We start from the raw sequence: 17,190 nt of genomic DNA, 5'->3' as shown, positions 1-17,190 counted from the left end.
CGTGATCGATATTTTAATGGTTGATGACAGGCCTCAGAGACCGGAACATTTTTGTGTAGCTTTCCCCATCACACGACAATTCTACGCTTATAGCGTCGGCAAGTTCTCGTTTGCTGAAAGGCTTGCCCTTGGCAGCACGTGCGCGGTGATCTCGGATGGCAAGGTCTTCGAGGACACTGAGCAGATGCCGTCAGGTTCACGCCAAAGCAAGATTCATCTCGCTGAAACGCACGAACGCTTGCTTGTCGCCCAAAAGTCGAAGTGCACTGCTCGTCGGGCCATCAGGCGACACATCATCGTTATCGCAAACGCAGGGCTCAAAGAATATGAAAATGCTGAGATGCGACTCACATTATAAGAACAGCGATGCGACCGAATCAACAGCGCTGCCTAAAGCATGTCGCGTCTAATTGCCCTCAATGCAACGATAACGTACACGCGGGAAAATTAGAAATTAAGCAGGTCTCGGTTAATCCCACTCAACGCGACCTGCTTTAGCGCTCTGTGGCATTCCACAATTTCGATGTCGCCAAGCTGACGCCTGCTTTGACAAACCTACATCAGCCCCAACTATTTCCATCAGAAAACAAAAAAGCCGAGCGATCTCTCACCCGGCTTTTTTTAAAAATCTCAACGCTTTTCAGCGTCTCAACTTATGCAGCTTCAGCAGCAGCAGCTTCTGCAGCAACGCGAGCCTTGTCGGCTGCGCCCTTGGCGTCTACGTCGCGCTCAACGAACTCAACGACTGCGAGAGCAGCGTTGTCGCCCTGGCGGAAGCCAGCCTTCATGATGCGGATGTAGCCGCCGTTACGGTTTGCGTAACGAGCTGCAATCGCGTCGAAGAGCTTGCGGACAGCGTCCTGATCCTTGATCTGCGAGATAGCCTGACGACGAGCGTGCAGGTCGCCGCGCTTGCCGAGGGTCACCAGCTTTTCTACGATCGGGCGGATTTCCTTCGCCTTCGGCAGAGTGGTTACGATCTGCTCATGGGTGATGAGCGAAGCAGCCATGTTGGCAAACATTGCCTTGCGGTGGCTGGCGGTTCTATTGAGCTTGCGGCCTGAATTTCCGTGGCGCATTGCTATTCTCCTTTAGCGCAGGTTCCCTATCCGGGCCTGCCGTTTCCTGGCACATGCAGATGACTTATCTGCTGTTTGACGGGGAAAGGCAGTCTTTCAAGGGCCTGCCTTTTCTTTGTTAGTACTGGTCTTCGTAACGCTTGGCGAGATCTTCGATGTTCTCTGGCGGCCATGCTGGCACTTCCATGCCGAGGTGCAGACCCATGGAAGCGAGAACTTCCTTGATTTCGTTGAGCGACTTGCGACCAAAGTTCGGCGTGCGAAGCATTTCGGCTTCGGTCTTCTGAATGAGGTCGCCGATGTAGACGATGTTGTCGTTCTTCAGGCAGTTTGCCGAACGAACGGACAGCTCGAGTTCATCAACCTTCTTGAGAAGTGCCGGGTTGAACGCCAGTTCAGTCACCGATTCTTCTTCTGCTTCCTTCTGTGGCTCGTCGAAGTTGACGAACACGCCAAGCTGGTCCTGAAGAATGCGAGCGGCAAAGGCAACGGCATCTTCGCCGGAAACCGAACCGTTGGTCTCGATCGTCATGATAAGCTTGTCATAGTCCAGAACCTGGCCTTCACGGGTGTTTTCCACCTTGTAGGACACTTTCTTGACCGGAGAATAAAGGCTGTCCACAGGGATGAGGCCGATTGGGGCATCTTCCGCGCGGTTACGCTCTGCAGGCACGTAGCCCTTGCCGTTGTTGACGGTGAATTCCATGCGGATTTCAGCGCCATCATCGAGCGTGCAGATAACGTGATCAGGGTTCAGGATCTCGATGTCGCCAACCGTCTGGATGTCACCAGCGGTTACGGCACCAGGGCCCTGCTTGCGCACGACCATGCGCTTGGAATCATCGCCGTCCATCTTGATGGCGATTTCCTTGATGTTGAGCACGATGTCCGTCACATCTTCCCGAACGCCGGGGATGGAGGAGAATTCATGCAGAACGCCGTCGATCTGCACCGCGGTTACAGCCGCGCCACGCAGAGACGACAGGAGCACGCGACGAAGCGCGTTACCGAGCGTCAGACCGAAACCACGCTCCAGCGGCTCGGCAACAAGCGTTGCCTTGGTGCGGCTGGAGGAAGTGAACTCGACCTTGTTCGGCTTGATCAGTTCCTGCCAATTCTTTTGAATCATCTTTAAACCTTCCGTTCGCCGCCACCATCCAATCGTGGCGGACCGAGCATGATCACCGAGAGGAACCGCTGGGGTTCATCGGCGGGTTTCAAGCGTAAGCACACCGGCCACGCCGGCAACCACACGCCGATTACGCGAAAATTCCGCCAAACCGAAGGAGAGGCGGAACTTCCAGACAGAAACGCGTTAGACGCGGCGCTTCTTGCGAGGACGGCAACCGTTGTGCGGGATCGGCGTCACGTCGCGGATGGACGTGATGAGGAAGCCGGCAGCCTGCAGAGCGCGAAGTGCGGATTCACGACCAGAACCTGGACCGCAAACCTCTACCTCAAGCGACTTCATGCCGTGTTCCTGAGCCTTCTTGGCGCAATCTTCAGCAGCGATCTGGGCAGCGAACGGCGTAGACTTACGCGAGCCCTTGAAGCCCTTTGCACCAGCAGACGACCAGGCAATAGCGTTGCCCTGTGCGTCGGTGATGGTGATCATCGTGTTGTTGAAGGTCGAGTTGACGTGCGCTACGCCCGACGTGATGTTTTTACGTTCGCGGCGTTTAACGCGAGTGGCTTCCTTGGCCATGATATACCTTTCGTTGATCTCTTCACCGCCGTAACACCAGCGGCTACACCGGCACTTCACCTAAAGGCAGGCTCCATGCCAAACTCAGAAAGGCTGGCGCGGTTCGCACCAGCCTCCCCTTCCGATTAAACGGAAAATTACTTCTTCTTACCAGCGATAGCCTTCGCCGGACCCTTGCGGGTGCGGGCGTTGGTGTGGGTGCGCTGACCGCGGACCGGAAGGCCACGGCGATGGCGCAGGCCACGGTAGCAACCGAGGTCCATCAGGCGCTTGATGTTCATCGCGGTTTCGCGACGAAGATCGCCTTCGACCTGGTAGTCGCGGTCGATGGTTTCGCGGATCTGAAGGACTTCAGCATCCGTCAGCTGATGAACGCGCTTGTCAGCGGCAAGGCCGACCTTGTCCATGATTTCCTGCGCGAATTTCGGACCAATCCCGTGAATATAGGTCAAAGCGATAACAACGCGCTTAGCCGTCGGGATGTTGACGCCAGCGATACGTGCCACGTCTATTCTCCTTGCGTTCCAGTTGCCATCCGGCAAGTGGTGCTTCCATTTGAGCGGCACGATCTGCCGCCAGTTCAAATTCCTGTTCGTCACAAGTCAAAACGACCGAACCCGGACTTTCCTTCCCTTGAGGAAAATCCGCGCCAGTCGCTTGGGTTGTCGCGAGTTGGCGCGGTGTTTAACGGAATCAGTTCAAAAAAGCAACCGGCCCCGCCAAGATTCTTTATACGCGGGCAGCAGAAGCCACGCTGGCATCCTTTTCCAGAACGCCGATGATGGAAGCTGTGACCGCATCCACATGCGCCATGCCATCCAGCACCACCAGCTCGCCCTGCTGCTGATAGTATTCAGACAGAGGCGCGGTCTTTTCGCGGTACTCGGACAGACGCTTGCGGAAAGCTTCCGGATTGTCGTCCGAACGCACGGCTCCACCAGCCGCGATGGTTTCGGCCACGCGGTTTTCGATTCGGCGCACCAGCGCCTCCTCGTCCACCTTCAGCTCGATGACGGCATCCAGCTGGATGTTCTTCTGCTGCAGGTTCTCGGCCAGAGCCTTGGCCTGCGGCACGGTGCGCGGATATCCATCGAGGATGAAGCCCTTCGCACAGTCTTCCTGCTCGATGCGCTCGGAAACGATCTGGTTGACGATATCGTCCGACACGAGACCACCGGCATCCATCACCGCCTTGGCGCGCTTGCCGATTTCCGTTCCAGCGCTCACAGCCGCACGCAGCATATCGCCGGTGGAAAGCTGCGGAATGCCGTACTTGTCCGTCACGCGCTTGGCCTGTGTTCCCTTGCCTGCACCTGGCGGTCCCAAAAATATCAGTCTCATCGTCCCCTCTTTCCTCCACGCAATTTCGATTTCTTGATCAGCCCCTCATACTGCTGCGCAATCAGGTGGCCCTGGATCTGAGCAACAGTGTCCAGAGTTACACTGACAACGATCAAAAGCGAAGTACCACCAAGGGCTAATGGTATGCCGGTACGGGCGATAAGTGTCTCAGGAAGGATACACACGAAGACGAGATAGATCGCGCCGACGACGGTGATACGGGTCAGGACGTAGTCGATATACTCAGCCGTGCGCTCGCCTGGGCGAATGCCGGGAATGAAGCCGCCATGCTTCTTGAGGTTATCTGCCGTATCCTTCGGATTGAACACGATCGCCGTGTAGAAGAAAGCGAAGAATGCGATCAGCATACCGTAGAACAGCATGAACAGCGGCTGCCCGTGCTGAAGCGATGCGATGATCGACGTCGCCCAGGTCGGCAGGTTCGTGCTGTTGGTGAAACCTGCAGCCGTTGCAGGAAGCAGCAGCAGCGACGACGCGAAGATCGCAGGGATAACACCGGCAGTGTTGAGCTTCAGCGGCAGGTGCGAAGTATCGCCCTGGAACATGCGGTTGCCAACCTGACGCTTCGGATACTGGATCAGAAGACGGCGCTGCGCACGTTCAACGAAGACGATGAGCGCGATGACACCAATAGCAACGACCACGACCGTCAGGATCAAAGTTGTGGACAATGCGCCTGTACGGCCAAGTTCAAGCGTACCAGCCAGAGCCTTCGGAAGACCGGCGGCAATACCTGCGAAGATAATCAGCGAGATACCGTTACCGATACCGCGAGACGTGATCTGCTCACCGAGCCACATCAGGAACATCGTGCCGCCAAGCAGCGTGATGACCGTGGAAATCTTGAAGAACCAGCCCGGATCGACAACGAGCCCTGCCCCGCTTTCGAGACCGACGGCAATGCCGTAAGCCTGAAGCGTGCCGAGCAGCACCGTGCCGTAGCGCGTGTACTGATTGATGATCTTGCGGCCTGCTTCGCCTTCCTTCTTCAACGCTTCGAGCGAGGGCACGACTGAGGTCATGAGCTGCACGATGATCGAAGCGGAGATGTAAGGCATGATGCCGAGGGCGAAAATCGCCATACGCTCGACAGCGCCACCCGCAAACATGTTGAAAAGACCGAGAATGCCATTCGCCTGGCCGCGAAACGCCTGCGCATAGGCTTCCGGGTTCAGACCGGGAAGCGGAATATGCGTGCCGAGGCGATAAACGAGAAGTGCGGCTAGAGTAAACCAGAGGCGCTTTTTCAGATCTTCAGCCTTGGCGAAGGTCGAAAAATTCAGGTTTGAGGCCAGTTGTTCCGCTGCTGAAGCCATAAAATTCCCCGCATGACCCTTGTCCAACAGCACGGCAACCGGCGTTTCCGGCAAAGGTCTATAAAGATACTGGTTCAAAAACCGGGCTTCTGACGGATAGCGGCTGTCTCGCCGCAATCATGCCTCACCCTGTTTTCGTATGTCCTATCCCCTCCCCTCAGGGAGTTCAAGGACTGTGAGGCTCTCTCCTGCGCTGCAAGCTGCGGCATTTTCAGCGCGAGACATGCGAGAACACAGTGAGTCGCTGCGCAGATCCGTCAAATCGATTAGATTTTCAAAGACTTACGTAGCGTAAAGAGAAACGCCCGGAGTGAAACACCCCGGGCGTTCGAGACATTATATATTACTCGGAAGCTTCCGGTGCAACAACGAGAAGCTTGATAGAGCTACCAGCCTTCTCGATTTTTTCGATAGCAGGCTTGGAAGCGCCAGCAACTTCGAAAGCAACCTTCGTCGTCAGCTCGCCATCGGCCAGGATGCGAACGCCGTCCTTTGGACGACGGATCACACCAGCTGCCTTGAGAGCAGCGGCATCGACAGTTGCCTTTGCGTCCAGCTTGCCAGCATCGATAGCAGCCTGAACACGACCGAGCGAAACGGTCACGTATTCGGAAGCGAAGATGTTGTTGAAGCCGCGCTTCGGCAGGCGACGGTAGATTGGCATCTGACCGCCTTCGAAGCCGTTGATGGCAACGCCCGAACGAGCCTTCTGACCCTTGACGCCGCGACCACCGGTCTTGCCCTTGCCGGAGCCGATACCGCGACCTACGCGGATACGGTCCTTGGTGGCGCCTTCGTTGTCTCTGATTTCATTGAGTTTCATGATAGGTTCCTCACTTCTCGTCTACGACGCGAACGAGATGCTGGACCGCACGGATCATGCCGCGAACAGATGGAGTATCCTCCAGTGTACGCTGACGGTGCATCTTGTTGAGACCCAGGCCGATCAGCGTCTGGCGCTGAATAGCTGGGCGGCGATTTGGGCTGCCGATCTGTTCGACCGTTACAGTCTGCTTGGCTTCAGTAGTCTTCTTGGCCATGATCCAGATCCTTACTCTTCAGAAGCAACGCCGGAAGCGACGCGACGAGCCTGAAGGGTTGCATACTTGAGACCACGCTGTGCAGCGATGTCCTTCGGATGAACCTGATGCTTCAGAGCGTCGAACGTAGCGCGAACCATGTTGTAAGGGTTCGAGGAACCGGTCGACTTGGCAACAACGTCGTGAACGCCGAGCGTTTCGAAAACAGCGCGCATCGGACCACCGGCGATGATACCGGTACCAGCCTTTGCAGAGCGCAGAAGAACCTTGCCAGCGCCGTGACGACCGTTGACGTCGTGGTGCAGCGTGCGGCCATCGCGCAGCGGAACGAAGATCAGATCGCGCTTGGCAGCTTCAGTTGCCTTGCGGATAGCTTCCGGAACTTCACGAGCCTTGCCGTGACCGAAGCCAACGCGGCCCTTCTGGTCGCCAACGACGACGAGAGCGGCGAAGCCGAAGCGACGGCCACCCTTAACAACCTTAGCAACGCGGTTAATCGCGACCAGCTTGTCGACGAATTCGCTATCGCGCTCTTCACGGTTCTGGCGGTCGTCGCGAGAACCTCTTTTTTCCTGTGCCATTGTCCTTGTCCTTTTTCTTTTGCGGGTAGAACGGCAAACGAGAGAAGGCCCACCGGCTTCATTGCTGAAGTCCCGTGGACCGGTGAAAATCCGCCCGAGAAATACCCGGGCGGAAAAGATTAGAAGTTCAGACCGCCTTCACGGGCAGCATCCGCCAGGGCCTTTACGCGGCCGTGATAGATGAATGCGCCGCGGTCGAATACGACATCCTTGACGCCAGCCTTGCCAGCGCGCTCTGCAACCAGCTTGCCGATGACGGCAGCAGCCGCAACGTCAGCGCCGGTCTTCAGCGACGAGCGCAGATCAGCTTCGAGCGTGGAGGCAGACGCAAGCGTCTTGCCAGCAACGTCATCGATGACCTGAGCGTAGATGTTCTTCGACGAGCGATGAACCGACAGGCGCGGGCGACCGTTTGCAACCGACTTGAGTTGGCGGCGTACACGGTTCGCGCGACGTGCAAGTGCTTCTTTCCTGCTAGCCATTTCGCGAGTTCCTTACTTCTTCTTGCCTTCTTTGCGGACGATCCGTTCTTCAGCGTACTTGACGCCTTTGCCCTTGTAGGGCTCGGGACCACGGTATTCGCGGATTTCCGCGGCAACCTGACCGACCTGCTGCTTGTTAATACCCGAAACGATGATTTCCGTTGGCTTCGGAACGGCAATGGTGATGCCTTCCGGAGTCTGGTAAACCACGTCGTGGCTGAAACCGAGAGCCAGCTGCAGGTTCTTGCCCTGCATGGCTGCACGATAACCAACGCCGTTGATTTCGAGCTTGCGTTCGTAGCCGTCCTTGACACCCTTGAAGATGTTCTCGACCATCGTGCGGGACATGCCCCACTTGGAACGAGCTTCCTTCGTGTCGTTGGAAGGCGTAACCGAAACCGCGTTATCTTCCAGCTTTACCTGAACTTCGTCGTTAGCGACGAAGAACAGTTCACCCTTAGGGCCCTTGGCAGTAATCTTCTGGCCGTCAACCGTGGCCGTCACACCTGCAGGAACCTGAACGGGCTTTTTACCGATACGAGACATATTTCTATCCTGTCTGTCCGTTAAGGAGATCCTTGCTCGGGTCTTAGAAGACCGAGCAAAGAACCTCGCCACCAACGTTCTGTTCGCGAGCCTGGTGATCGGCCATCACGCCCTTCGGGGTCGAAAGGATGGTGATGCCGAGGCCGTTCGCGACCTGCGGAATGGACTTTACCGAGACATAAACCCGGCGGCCCGGCTTGGATACGCGGCCGATCTCACGGATCACCGACGCACCTTCGTAGTACTTCAGTTCGATTGTGAATTCGGACTTGCCGTTTTCGAAATCGACCTTGGAATAACCGCGAATGTAGCCTTCAGACTGCAGCACGTCGAGAACGCGTGCGCGCAGGCTGGAAGCAGGCGTGCTAACCGAAGACTTGCGACGGGAAGCACCATTGCGGATGCGGGTGAGCATATCACCCAAAGGATCAGTCATGGTCATGTGCCCGTCTCCTTACCAGCTCGACTTGACAACGCCCGGCACCTTGCCGGAATTGCCCAGCTCACGAAGCGCGATACGCGACATCTTGAGCTTGCGATAGAACGCGCGCGGACGGCCCGTTACTTCGCAGCGGTTGCGGATACGCGTCTTCGAGCCGTCACGCGGCAGCGAAGCGAGCTTCAGAGTTGCCTGGAACCGCTCGTCGATCGGAAGAGACTGGTTCATGACGATGGCCTTGAGGGCGGCACGCTTGCCGGCCTGGGAGGCAACTGTCTTGCGGCGGCGCTTGTTCTTTTCAACTGCGCTTGTTTTCGCCATATCGGAGTTCCTTTTCTACGCTCGTCGTTACGGTTAGTGACGGAACGGGAAGTTGAACTCTGTCAGAAGAGCCCGTGCTTCGTCGTCCGAAGTCGCCGTCGTGCAAACGATGATGTCCATGCCCCACATCTGATCAACCTTATCGTAGTTGATTTCTGGGAACACAATGTGCTCCTTGATGCCCATGGCGAAGTTGCCACGGCCGTCAAAGCTCTTCGGGTTCAAGCCCCGGAAGTCGCGAACGCGCGGAAGCGCGATGTTGATCAGACGGTCAAGGAATTCATACATGCGAACGCCACGAAGGGTAACCTTCGCACCGATCGGCATGCCTTCACGTACCTTGAAGCCAGCAATCGAGTTGCGAGCCTTGGTTACGACCGGCTTCTGACCTGCGATAGCAGCCAGATCGCCAGCGGCAACCGTGGGCTTCTTGGAGTCGGCAGTCGCCTCGCCCACACCCATGTTGATGACGATCTTGTCCAGCTTGGGGATCATCATAACGTTAGCGTAGGAGAACTTCTCCTGCATGGCGCCGCGGATACGGGATACGTATTCCGTCTTGAGACGCGGTTCGTACTTGGTCTCAGCCATCGATGACTTCTCCCGAACGCTTGGCCACACGGACCTTCTTGCCATCTTCAATCTTGAAGCCAACGCGGGTCGGCTTGCCATCCTTATCGGCGATGGCAATGTTGGAGATGTGCAAGGATGCTTCCTTGTTGATGATGCCGGCTTCCTGGCTCTGGGTCTGGCGCTGGTGACGCTTCACCATGTTTACGCCACGCACGATAGCCCGATCTTCCTTCGGCATCACCTGGATTACTTCGCCGGTACGGCCCTTGTCCTTACCGGTCAATACGACAACCTTGTCGCCTTTACGAATCTTCTGCATCGCAATCGCTCCTTACAGTACTTCTGGAGCCAGCGAGATGATCTTCATGTGGTTCTTGCCGCGAAGCTCGCGAGGAACCGGTCCGAAGATACGGGTGCCGATCGGCTCTTTCTTGTTGTCGATAAGAACAGCTGCGTTGTTATCGAAACGGATGACGCTGCCGTCGGCGCGGCGGATGTCCTTGGCAGTACGAACGACTACCGCCTTCATCACGTCGCCCTTCTTGACGCGGCCGCGCGGAATAGCTTCCTTGATGGAAACGACGATAATGTCGCCAACGGAAGCGTACTTGCGCTTGGAGCCGCCCAGCACCTTGATGCACATGACACGACGTGCGCCGGAATTATCCGCCACGTCGAGGTTTGTTTGCATCTGAATCATGTCAGGTCGCCTTCTTGTTGTTACCAGAGCGGTTGGGCAGACATCATGGATGAAGCCCCCTGTTCCAGCTTATGAAATCTCTGTTTTTGCGCGGAAGAAATCTTGCCAGGGTGGTTTCCCAGAGGGACCTTCCGTGCGCATCAAAGCAAAAGACGCTCGGGTCACGAGCGTCCTTGCGGTGCTTCATACAGATTTTCGCGCCGAATACAAGTGAGTCGGCGCGATTCCGTTGAAATTAAGCGTGGGCGGCAACAACCGTCCAGCGCTTGTCCTTCGAGATCGGTGCGCATTCCTCGATGGAAACCACATCGCCGACCTTGTACTGGTTGTTTTCGTCGTGCGCCTTGTACTTCTTGGAACGACGAACTGTCTTCTGCAGCAGCGGGTGAGCGAAACGGCGCTCAACGCGTACTACGACGGTCTTTTCGTTCTTGTCGGATACAACGACGCCCTGGAGAATGCGTTTAGGCATAGTATTCTTCCTTAGGCCTTGGCTTCTGCGGCCTTTTGGGCAGCAATGGTTTTGATCCGGGCGATGTCCTTACGGACTTCGTTGATGCGCGAGGACTTTTCCAGCTGGCCGGTGGCCTTCTGGAAACGCAAGTTGAACTGTTCCTTTTTCAGGTCAGCCAGCTTGTCCTTGAGCTGATCGGCGCTGAGGCCGCGAATATCTTCGGCTTTCATGTGCCTTGCTCCTTACTCTGCGATGCGCTGTACGAAGCGCGTCTTGACCGAGAGCTTGGCTGCGCCGAGACGAAGCGCCTCGCGGGCGATCTCCTCGGAAACACCGTCGATCTCGAACATCATACGACCGGGCTTGACCTTGCATGCCCAGTAATCAACCGAACCCTTGCCCTTACCCATACGAACTTCGGTCGGCTTCGCCGTGACCGGAGTATCGGGGAATACACGGATCCAAACGCGACCTGCGCGCTTCATGTAACGCGTGATCGCGCGGCGGGCCGCTTCGATCTCGCGTGCATTCACGCGGTTCGGTTCCTGCGACTTCAAGCCGAATTCACCGAATGCCAGGTCAAAGCCGCCCTTGGCGACGCCCTTGATGCGTCCCTTGAACTGCTTACGGTACTTAGTACGCTTTGGCTGCAACATTTTATTACTTCTCCGAGCTTATCTTTCGCCAGCGTCAATCAAGCGTTTTCACGACGGCGATCGCCACGATCGCCACGCTCACGGCTTGCAGGACCCTGAGCATCGTTTTCGAGCGTACGACGCTCGGAAGCCATCGGATCGTGTTCAAGGATTTCGCCCTTGAAGATCCAGACCTTGATGCCGCAAATACCGAAAGCGGTTTCGGCTTCAGCCGTACCGTAGTCGATGTCGGCACGCAGCGTGTGAAGCGGAACGCGGCCTTCGCGGTACCATTCGGTACGAGCGATTTCCGCGCCGCCGAGACGGCCTGCGCAGGTGATCTTGATGCCTTCTGCGCCGAGGCGCAGAGCGGACTGTACGGCGCGCTTCATGGCGCGACGGAAAGCCACGCGGCGTTCCAGCTGCTGGGCAATCGACTGGGCAACGAGCGTTGCGTCGACTTCCGGCTTGCGCACTTCAACGATGTTGAGGTGCGTTTCGGAGCTGGTCATCTCGGAGATCTTCTTGCGAAGCTTCTCGATGTCAGCGCCCTTCTTGCCGATGATGAGGCCCGGACGAGCGGAATGGATAGTCACGCGGCACTTCTTGTGCGGGCGCTCGATAACGACCTTCGCAATACCGGCCTGCTTCAGTTCCTTCACGAGGTAGGCGCGGATAGCAAGGTCTTCATGCAGCAGGTTGCCGTATTCGTTGGTGTCTGCATACCAGCGGCTGTCCCACGTACGGTTGATGCCGAGGCGGAAGCCGATTGGATTGATTTTCTGACCCATTATGCGGCCTCCCCTTTTTCCTCGACTTCACGAACAACGATCGTGAGGTGAGAGAACGGCTTTTCGATGCGCGATGCACGGCCACGACCACGAGCATGGAAACGCTTCATGGTGATGGACTTGCCAACATAGGCCTCGGCGACGACGAGAGCGTCGACGTCGAGGTCATGGTTGTTTTCAGCGTTTGCGATAGCCGATTCCAGCGTCTTCTTGACGGTGGAAGCGATACGCTTGCGCGAGAACTCGAGCTCGGCGAGAGCGCGATCAACCTTCTTGCCACGGATAAGAGCGGCAACCAGGTTCAGTTTCTGGGGGCTGACGCGGAGCGTACGGGCAATGGCCTGAGCCTCATTGTCCTTCAGCCGGCGTTCGGTCTTAGCCTTCGCCATGATTACTTCCTCTTTGCCTTCTTGTCCGCGCCATGACCGTAATAGGTCCGGGTCGGAGAGAATTCACCGAACTTGTGACCGACCATGTCTTCGTTGACAGAGACGGGCACATGCTTGCTGCCGTTGTAAACGCCGAAGGTCAGACCTACGAACTGCGGCAGGATCGTGGAGCGACGGCTCCAGATCTTGATTACTTCACTTCTTCCGCCAGCGCGTACCTTCTCAGCCTTAGCGAGAAGATAACCGTCAACAAACGGACCTTTCCATACTGAACGAGCCACTTGAGACTTCCTCTCTTACTTCTTGCGCTGATGGCGCGAACGCATGATGAACTTGTCGGTCGACTTGTTCGAGCGGGTGCGCTTGCCCTTTGTGGGCTTGCCCCATGGCGTCACTGGGTGACGACCACCGGACGTGCGACCTTCACCACCACCATGTGGGTGGTCGACCGGGTTCATAACAACGCCGCGAACATGCGGACGCTTGCCGCGCCAGCGCGAACGACCGGCCTTGCCGTCGTTGATGTTGCCGTGGTCTGCGTTGGAAACAGCACCGATGGATGCGAGGCAGGAGCCGTGCACCAGACGCTGTTCACCGGAGTTGAGACGCAGGATCGCCATGCCGGCATCGCGGCCAACGAGCTGTGCATAGGTACCGGCGGAGCGAGCGATCTGACCGCCCTTGCCCGGCTTCATCTCGACGTTATGGATGATCGAGCCGACCGGAATGTACTGAAGCGGCATGGTGTTGCCTGGCTTCACGTCCACTGCCTTGTCGGAGGCGATCACCTTGTCACCGGCAGCGAGACGCTGTGGCGCGAGAATGTAAGCCTGTTCGCCGTCCGTGTATGTCACGAGCGCGATGAATGCGGTGCGGTTAGGGTCATATTCCAGACGTTCAACCGTACCTTCAACGTCGAACTTGCGACGCTTGAAGTCTACCAGACGGTAGGTCCGCTTGTGACCGCCGCCCTGGAAACGAACGGTGATCCGGCCCTGGTTGTTACGGCCACCCTTCGAAGAGAGGCCCTGGGTAAGAGCCTTTACCGGCTTGCCCTTGTAGAGCGAAGCGCGGTCCACAATAACCAGCTGGCGCTGGCTAGGTGTGGTCGGATTGAAACTTTTCAATGCCATTGTATTTGTTCCCTTTTGGGTCTTTGCCCGCTTGGGCCTAACCTTTAGAGTCCGGTGGACACGTCGATGGATTGACCTTCAGCAAGTGTGACGATCGCCTTCTTGACGTCCTTCTGCTTGCCAGCGAATCCACGGAAACGGCGCGTCTTACCCTTGCGGATAAGCGTGTTCACACCCGTGACCTTGACGCCGAAGAGAGCTTCCACGGCAGCCTTGATTTCAGGCTTGGAAGCATCCTTGGCGACGTTGAATACGACCTGGTTCTGTTCGGAGACCAGCGTCGACTTTTCGGTGATCGAAGGAGATACGATCACATCGTAGTGGCGAAGATCCGTCATTTGAACCGCTCCTCGAGGGCTTCAACTGCAGCCTTGGAAAGCACCAGCTTGCCACGACGCAGGATGTCGTAAACGTTGATGCCCTGAACCGGCAGAACGTCCACGTTCGGGATGTTCTGAGCTGCGAGCTTGAAGTTGCCATCAAGTTCAGCGCCGCCGATTACGAGAGCGTTGGTCAGGCCGAGCGAAGCGAAGTTGCCCAGCAGAGCCTTGGTCTTTGCGTCCGATGCGATGAGCTGATCGACGATGATCAGTTCTTCAGCCTTTGCCTTTGCAGACAGGGCGAGACGCAGGCCGAGCGCGCGAACCTTCTTGGGAAGATCATGTGCGTGGCTGCGAACGACTGGGCCGTGGGCCTTGCCGCCGCCGCGGAACTGCGGTGCGCGAGCCGAATGGTGACGAGCGCGGCCCGTACCCTTCTGCTTGTACATCTTGGCACCCGTGCGGGAAACTTCCGAACGGTTCTTGGACTTGTGCGTTCCCTGCTGCTTCTTAGCAAGCTGCCAGCGAACGACGCGGGCCAGAATGTCCTGGCGTGGATCGAGGCCGAAAATTTCGTCCGACAGGGCTACCTTGCCGGCGTCTTTTCCCTCGAGGGTCTTGACGTTCAATTCCATGATAAGGCTCCCTTACTTCGCAGCCGACTTAACGGCATCGCGGACGATGATCCAGGAACCCTTGGAACCGGGAACGGCGCCCTTCACGAGGATCAAACCGCGATCCTCATCGGTCGAGACGACCTCCAGATTCTGGGTCGTGACGCGCGTCTGGCCCATATGACCAGCCATGCGCTTGCCCTTCCAGACCTTGCCCGGATCCTGGTTCGAACCAGTCGAACCATGTGCACGGTGCGAGATGGAGTTACCGTGCGAAGCGCGGCCACCACCGAAGTTGTGACGCTTCATTGCACCGGCAAAACCCTTACCGATCGTGGTTCCAGTGACGTCGACCAGCTGGCCGGCTTGAAAATGATTTGCGGTCAGTGTTGCACCGACGTCGATCAGGTTCTCAGCGGAGACCCGGAATTCGACGAGCTTTGCTTTCGGCTCGACATTGGCAGCAGCGAAATGGCCGCGGAGCGCCTTTGTCGTGTTCTTGACCTTGGACTGGCCGGCACCGAGCTGAACTGCGATGTAGCCATTCTTGTCTTCCGTGCGCTGGGCAACGACTTGTACGTTATCCATACGCAATACTGTTACCGGAATATGTTCCCCGGCGTCGTTGTAGACGCGGGTCATACCCAGTTTTTGTGCAATCACACCTGAACGCATTGGTTCAATCCTCTTGCGAGCCTTGAAGGGAAAACCCTTATCGGCCTTTGTTAAGGAGTTCCCTTCGACATCTCACGATGTTTCCGGTCTCCGGATTGGAAGACGTTGGATTACTCCACGTACCTTCCTTGTTATGGCCCTCACCCAGAGGTGAGTTCCGGCCTTGTTACATCAGCCCTTACTTTCGCAAGGTCGGGCCGAGGTCTTAGAGCTTGATTTCCACGTCAACGCCAGCAGCGAGATCGAGCTTCATCAGCGCGTCTACGGTCTGCGGGGTGGGGTCAACGATGTCGAGAAGACGCTTGTGCGTCCGCATTTCGAACTGCTCACGGCTCTTCTTGTCCACGTGGGGAGAACGGTTAACAGTGAATTTTTCAATGCGGGTAGGCAGCGGAACCGGGCCGCGAACGCTGGCGCCGGTGCGCTTGGCGGTCGACACGATTTCACGGGTAGAGGCATCGAGGATCCGGTGGTCAAACGCCTTGAGGCGGATACGGATATTCTGGCCGTTCATTCGTCTTGTCCTTGTTCTTTATTATTGATTTCCGCACGCGGAAATACATGAACCTAGTTGATCGTGGCGCCGCAGATTTTCAAAAATCGAGAGGAATGCGTGATCGCACCCCAATCATTTCGTTAGTCTGTATTGCTAAATCACCCGAATCCGCAATCGCTTGCGACTCCATTGGTGAATGTGAGTGCGCGTTTACGCGCTTTCACCGAAATTTTCAAGCACTAAAAGTGCAGCGCCGATAAGCTTTTTTATCAAAAGTCCGGCGGCGGTGTTTTCGCACCGCCGCCGGCCAGAATTACAGTCGTTCGAGATTACTCGACGATCGAGGCAACGATGCCAGCGCCGACGGTACGGCCGCCTTCGCGGATAGCGAAGCGCAGCTTTTCTTCCATCGCGATCGGAACGATCAGCTCGACGTCAACCGTGACGTTGTCGCCAGGCATAACCATTTCCGTGCCTTCAGGGAGCGTCACGATACCGGTCACGTCCGTCGTACGGAAGTAGAACTGCGGACGGTAGTTCGTGAAGAACGGCGTATGACGGCCGCCTTCTTCCTTCGTCAGGATGTAGGCTTCTGCCTTGAACTTCTTGTGCGGCTTGACAGAACCTGGCTTGCACAGGATCTGACCACGCTCGACGCCGTCACGGTTAACACCGCGAACCAGTGCACCGATGTTGTCGCCAGCCTGGCCCTGATCGAGCAGCTTGCGGAACATTTCAACGCCGGTAACGGTCGTCTTCGATGTTGGCTTGATGCCGACGATTTCGACTTCTTCACCGACCTTGACGATACCGCGCTCAACGCGACCGGTCACAACCGTACCACGACCGGAGATCGAGAACACGTCTTCGATCGGCATCAGGAACGGCTGGTCGATCGGACGCTCAGGCGTCGGGATGTAGGCGTCAACCTGAGCCATCAGCTCGCGGATTGCGTCTTCACCGATCGTCTTGTTGCTGTCTTCCAGAGCTGCAAGTGCAGAACCCTTGACGACAGGAACGTCATCGCCCGGGAAGTCGTAGGACGACAGAAGTTCGCGAACTTCGAGTTCGACGAGCTCGAGAAGTTCTGCGTCGTCAACCTGGTCGACCTTGTTGAGGAACACGACCAGAGCCGGAACGCCAACCTGACGGGCAAGCAGGATGTGCTCGCGGGTCTGCGGCATTGGGCCGTCAGCAGCCGAGCAAACCAGGATCGCGCCGTCCATCTGGGCAGCACCGGTGATCATGTTCTTCACGTAGTCGGCGTGGCCGGGGCAGTCAACGTGCGCATAGTGACGGTTCGGCGTCTCATACTCAACGTGGGCCGTCGAAATCGTGATACCACGAGCCTTTTCTTCAGGAGCGGCGTCGATTTGGTCATACGCCTTGAACTCGCCGAAGAACTTCGTGATCGCTGCAGTCAACGACGTCTTGCCGTGGTCAACGTGACCGATCGTGCCGATGTTGACGTGCGGCTTATTGCGCTCAAACTTGCTCTTTGCCATTAGTGGCTCTCCATTCTGGTCCCTAAGCGGGAAT

Annotated in this window: 29 protein-coding genes; 1 reads left to right on the top strand and 28 read right to left on the bottom strand. The window is 56.9% G+C overall.

Going from position 1 to position 17,190, the window contains the following annotated elements; genetic code table 11:
* Position 1 precedes the first annotated feature (1 nt).
* Complete coding sequence (locus CFBP5473_RS06385; RefSeq protein ID WP_027677404.1) at positions 2-358, top strand: hypothetical protein; 357 nt, start codon at positions 2-4, stop codon at positions 356-358.
* 295 nt (positions 359-653) lie between these two features.
* Here the strand turns inward: CFBP5473_RS06385 and rplQ are convergent, their stop codons facing one another.
* The 28 genes from rplQ to tuf all read right to left on the bottom strand — a co-directional run bounded on the left by rplQ (position 654) and on the right by tuf (position 17,156).
* On the bottom strand, positions 654-1,079 hold the full coding sequence (gene rplQ / locus CFBP5473_RS06380) for a 50S ribosomal protein L17 (protein WP_027677405.1): 426 nt from the start codon (positions 1,077-1,079) through the stop codon (positions 654-656).
* Positions 1,080-1,197: 118 nt separating this feature from the next.
* Positions 1,198-2,208 carry a DNA-directed RNA polymerase subunit alpha gene (locus tag CFBP5473_RS06375; RefSeq protein WP_003495228.1) on the bottom strand — a complete coding sequence of 337 codons (1,011 nt, stop codon included), beginning with the start codon at positions 2,206-2,208 and terminating at the stop codon, positions 1,198-1,200.
* Between the two features lie 186 nt (positions 2,209-2,394).
* Positions 2,395-2,784 (bottom strand): 30S ribosomal protein S11, encoded by a 390-nt coding sequence (gene rpsK / locus CFBP5473_RS06370; protein WP_027677406.1) that lies wholly within the window; start codon positions 2,782-2,784, stop codon positions 2,395-2,397.
* A gap of 137 nt (positions 2,785-2,921) precedes the next feature.
* Positions 2,922-3,290 carry a 30S ribosomal protein S13 gene (gene rpsM / locus CFBP5473_RS06365; protein WP_027677407.1) on the bottom strand — a complete coding sequence of 123 codons (369 nt, stop codon included), beginning with the start codon at positions 3,288-3,290 and terminating at the stop codon, positions 2,922-2,924.
* Positions 3,291-3,513: 223 nt separating this feature from the next.
* Positions 3,514-4,125, bottom strand: coding sequence for an adenylate kinase (locus CFBP5473_RS06360; RefSeq protein WP_027677408.1), 612 nt, complete (start codon positions 4,123-4,125; stop codon positions 3,514-3,516).
* Complete coding sequence (gene secY / locus CFBP5473_RS06355; RefSeq protein WP_027677409.1) at positions 4,122-5,462, bottom strand: preprotein translocase subunit SecY; 1,341 nt, start codon at positions 5,460-5,462, stop codon at positions 4,122-4,124. The genes CFBP5473_RS06360 and secY overlap by 4 nt, the downstream gene beginning before the upstream one ends.
* Before the next feature lie 343 nt (positions 5,463-5,805).
* Complete coding sequence (gene rplO, locus CFBP5473_RS06350) at positions 5,806-6,285, bottom strand: 50S ribosomal protein L15 (protein WP_027677410.1); 480 nt, start codon at positions 6,283-6,285, stop codon at positions 5,806-5,808.
* Between the two features lie 10 nt (positions 6,286-6,295).
* Positions 6,296-6,502 carry a 50S ribosomal protein L30 gene (gene rpmD, locus CFBP5473_RS06345; RefSeq protein WP_027677411.1) on the bottom strand — a complete coding sequence of 69 codons (207 nt, stop codon included), beginning with the start codon at positions 6,500-6,502 and terminating at the stop codon, positions 6,296-6,298.
* An 11-nt stretch (positions 6,503-6,513) separates the two neighbouring features.
* Positions 6,514-7,083, bottom strand: coding sequence for a 30S ribosomal protein S5 (rpsE, locus tag CFBP5473_RS06340; protein WP_027677412.1), 570 nt, complete (start codon positions 7,081-7,083; stop codon positions 6,514-6,516).
* Positions 7,084-7,202: 119 nt separating this feature from the next.
* Positions 7,203-7,565, bottom strand: a complete 363-nt coding sequence (gene rplR / locus CFBP5473_RS06335) for a 50S ribosomal protein L18 (protein WP_027677413.1) — start codon at positions 7,563-7,565, stop codon at positions 7,203-7,205.
* Between the two features lie 12 nt (positions 7,566-7,577).
* The gene (gene rplF / locus CFBP5473_RS06330; RefSeq protein WP_027677414.1) at positions 7,578-8,111 is read right to left on the bottom strand and encodes a 50S ribosomal protein L6; all 534 of its coding nucleotides are present in this window, start codon (positions 8,109-8,111) and stop codon (positions 7,578-7,580) included.
* Between the two features lie 43 nt (positions 8,112-8,154).
* Entirely contained in the window at positions 8,155-8,553 is a 399-nt protein-coding gene (gene rpsH / locus CFBP5473_RS06325) for a 30S ribosomal protein S8 (RefSeq protein ID WP_027677415.1), read from the bottom strand.
* A 12-nt stretch (positions 8,554-8,565) separates the two neighbouring features.
* Positions 8,566-8,871: a 30S ribosomal protein S14 gene (rpsN, locus tag CFBP5473_RS06320; RefSeq protein WP_027677416.1), complete on the bottom strand. Its 306-nt coding sequence runs from the start codon at positions 8,869-8,871 to the stop codon at positions 8,566-8,568.
* Positions 8,872-8,904: 33 nt separating this feature from the next.
* Positions 8,905-9,462, bottom strand: a complete 558-nt coding sequence (rplE, locus tag CFBP5473_RS06315; protein WP_037172080.1) for a 50S ribosomal protein L5 — start codon at positions 9,460-9,462, stop codon at positions 8,905-8,907.
* A complete protein-coding gene (gene rplX, locus CFBP5473_RS06310; protein ID WP_027677418.1) occupies positions 9,455-9,763 on the bottom strand; it encodes a 50S ribosomal protein L24 in 309 nt (102 codons plus the stop codon). Before rplX ends, rplE begins: the two co-directional genes overlap by 8 nt.
* Positions 9,764-9,775: 12 nt before the next feature.
* Complete coding sequence (rplN, locus tag CFBP5473_RS06305; RefSeq protein ID WP_027677419.1) at positions 9,776-10,144, bottom strand: 50S ribosomal protein L14; 369 nt, start codon at positions 10,142-10,144, stop codon at positions 9,776-9,778.
* Between the two features lie 235 nt (positions 10,145-10,379).
* Positions 10,380-10,616 carry a 30S ribosomal protein S17 gene (gene rpsQ, locus CFBP5473_RS06300; protein WP_027677420.1) on the bottom strand — a complete coding sequence of 79 codons (237 nt, stop codon included), beginning with the start codon at positions 10,614-10,616 and terminating at the stop codon, positions 10,380-10,382.
* A gap of 11 nt (positions 10,617-10,627) precedes the next feature.
* Entirely contained in the window at positions 10,628-10,828 is a 201-nt protein-coding gene (gene rpmC / locus CFBP5473_RS06295; protein WP_027677421.1) for a 50S ribosomal protein L29, read from the bottom strand.
* Between the two features lie 12 nt (positions 10,829-10,840).
* A complete protein-coding gene (rplP, locus tag CFBP5473_RS06290) occupies positions 10,841-11,254 on the bottom strand; it encodes a 50S ribosomal protein L16 (RefSeq protein WP_027677422.1) in 414 nt (137 codons plus the stop codon).
* A 38-nt stretch (positions 11,255-11,292) separates the two neighbouring features.
* A complete protein-coding gene (gene rpsC / locus CFBP5473_RS06285; RefSeq protein WP_027677423.1) occupies positions 11,293-12,024 on the bottom strand; it encodes a 30S ribosomal protein S3 in 732 nt (243 codons plus the stop codon).
* Positions 12,024-12,413, bottom strand: a complete 390-nt coding sequence (rplV, locus tag CFBP5473_RS06280) for a 50S ribosomal protein L22 (RefSeq protein ID WP_037172087.1) — start codon at positions 12,411-12,413, stop codon at positions 12,024-12,026. Before rplV ends, rpsC begins: the two co-directional genes overlap by 1 nt.
* Before the next feature lie 2 nt (positions 12,414-12,415).
* On the bottom strand, positions 12,416-12,694 hold the full coding sequence (gene rpsS / locus CFBP5473_RS06275) for a 30S ribosomal protein S19 (RefSeq protein ID WP_027677425.1): 279 nt from the start codon (positions 12,692-12,694) through the stop codon (positions 12,416-12,418).
* A 15-nt stretch (positions 12,695-12,709) separates the two neighbouring features.
* Complete coding sequence (rplB, locus tag CFBP5473_RS06270) at positions 12,710-13,546, bottom strand: 50S ribosomal protein L2 (RefSeq protein ID WP_027677426.1); 837 nt, start codon at positions 13,544-13,546, stop codon at positions 12,710-12,712.
* Between the two features lie 44 nt (positions 13,547-13,590).
* Positions 13,591-13,884 carry a 50S ribosomal protein L23 gene (locus CFBP5473_RS06265; protein ID WP_027677427.1) on the bottom strand — a complete coding sequence of 98 codons (294 nt, stop codon included), beginning with the start codon at positions 13,882-13,884 and terminating at the stop codon, positions 13,591-13,593.
* Entirely contained in the window at positions 13,881-14,501 is a 621-nt protein-coding gene (rplD, locus tag CFBP5473_RS06260) for a 50S ribosomal protein L4 (protein ID WP_027677428.1), read from the bottom strand. Before rplD ends, CFBP5473_RS06265 begins: the two co-directional genes overlap by 4 nt.
* Positions 14,502-14,513: 12 nt before the next feature.
* Positions 14,514-15,155 carry a 50S ribosomal protein L3 gene (gene rplC, locus CFBP5473_RS06255; RefSeq protein WP_027677429.1) on the bottom strand — a complete coding sequence of 214 codons (642 nt, stop codon included), beginning with the start codon at positions 15,153-15,155 and terminating at the stop codon, positions 14,514-14,516.
* Positions 15,156-15,360: 205 nt separating this feature from the next.
* Positions 15,361-15,669: a 30S ribosomal protein S10 gene (gene rpsJ, locus CFBP5473_RS06250; protein WP_003507767.1), complete on the bottom strand. Its 309-nt coding sequence runs from the start codon at positions 15,667-15,669 to the stop codon at positions 15,361-15,363.
* A 311-nt stretch (positions 15,670-15,980) separates the two neighbouring features.
* Positions 15,981-17,156 (bottom strand): elongation factor Tu, encoded by a 1,176-nt coding sequence (tuf, locus tag CFBP5473_RS06245; protein ID WP_136954323.1) that lies wholly within the window; start codon positions 17,154-17,156, stop codon positions 15,981-15,983.
* Positions 17,157-17,190 lie beyond the last annotated feature (34 nt).

Origin of the sequence: Agrobacterium larrymoorei, assembly GCF_005145045.1 — a bacterium.
GTDB classification, from domain to species: Bacteria; Pseudomonadota; Alphaproteobacteria; order Rhizobiales; family Rhizobiaceae; genus Agrobacterium; species Agrobacterium larrymoorei.
Note: the sequence above shows the minus strand (reverse complement) of the source record. Positions and strands in the feature narration are given on the sequence as shown.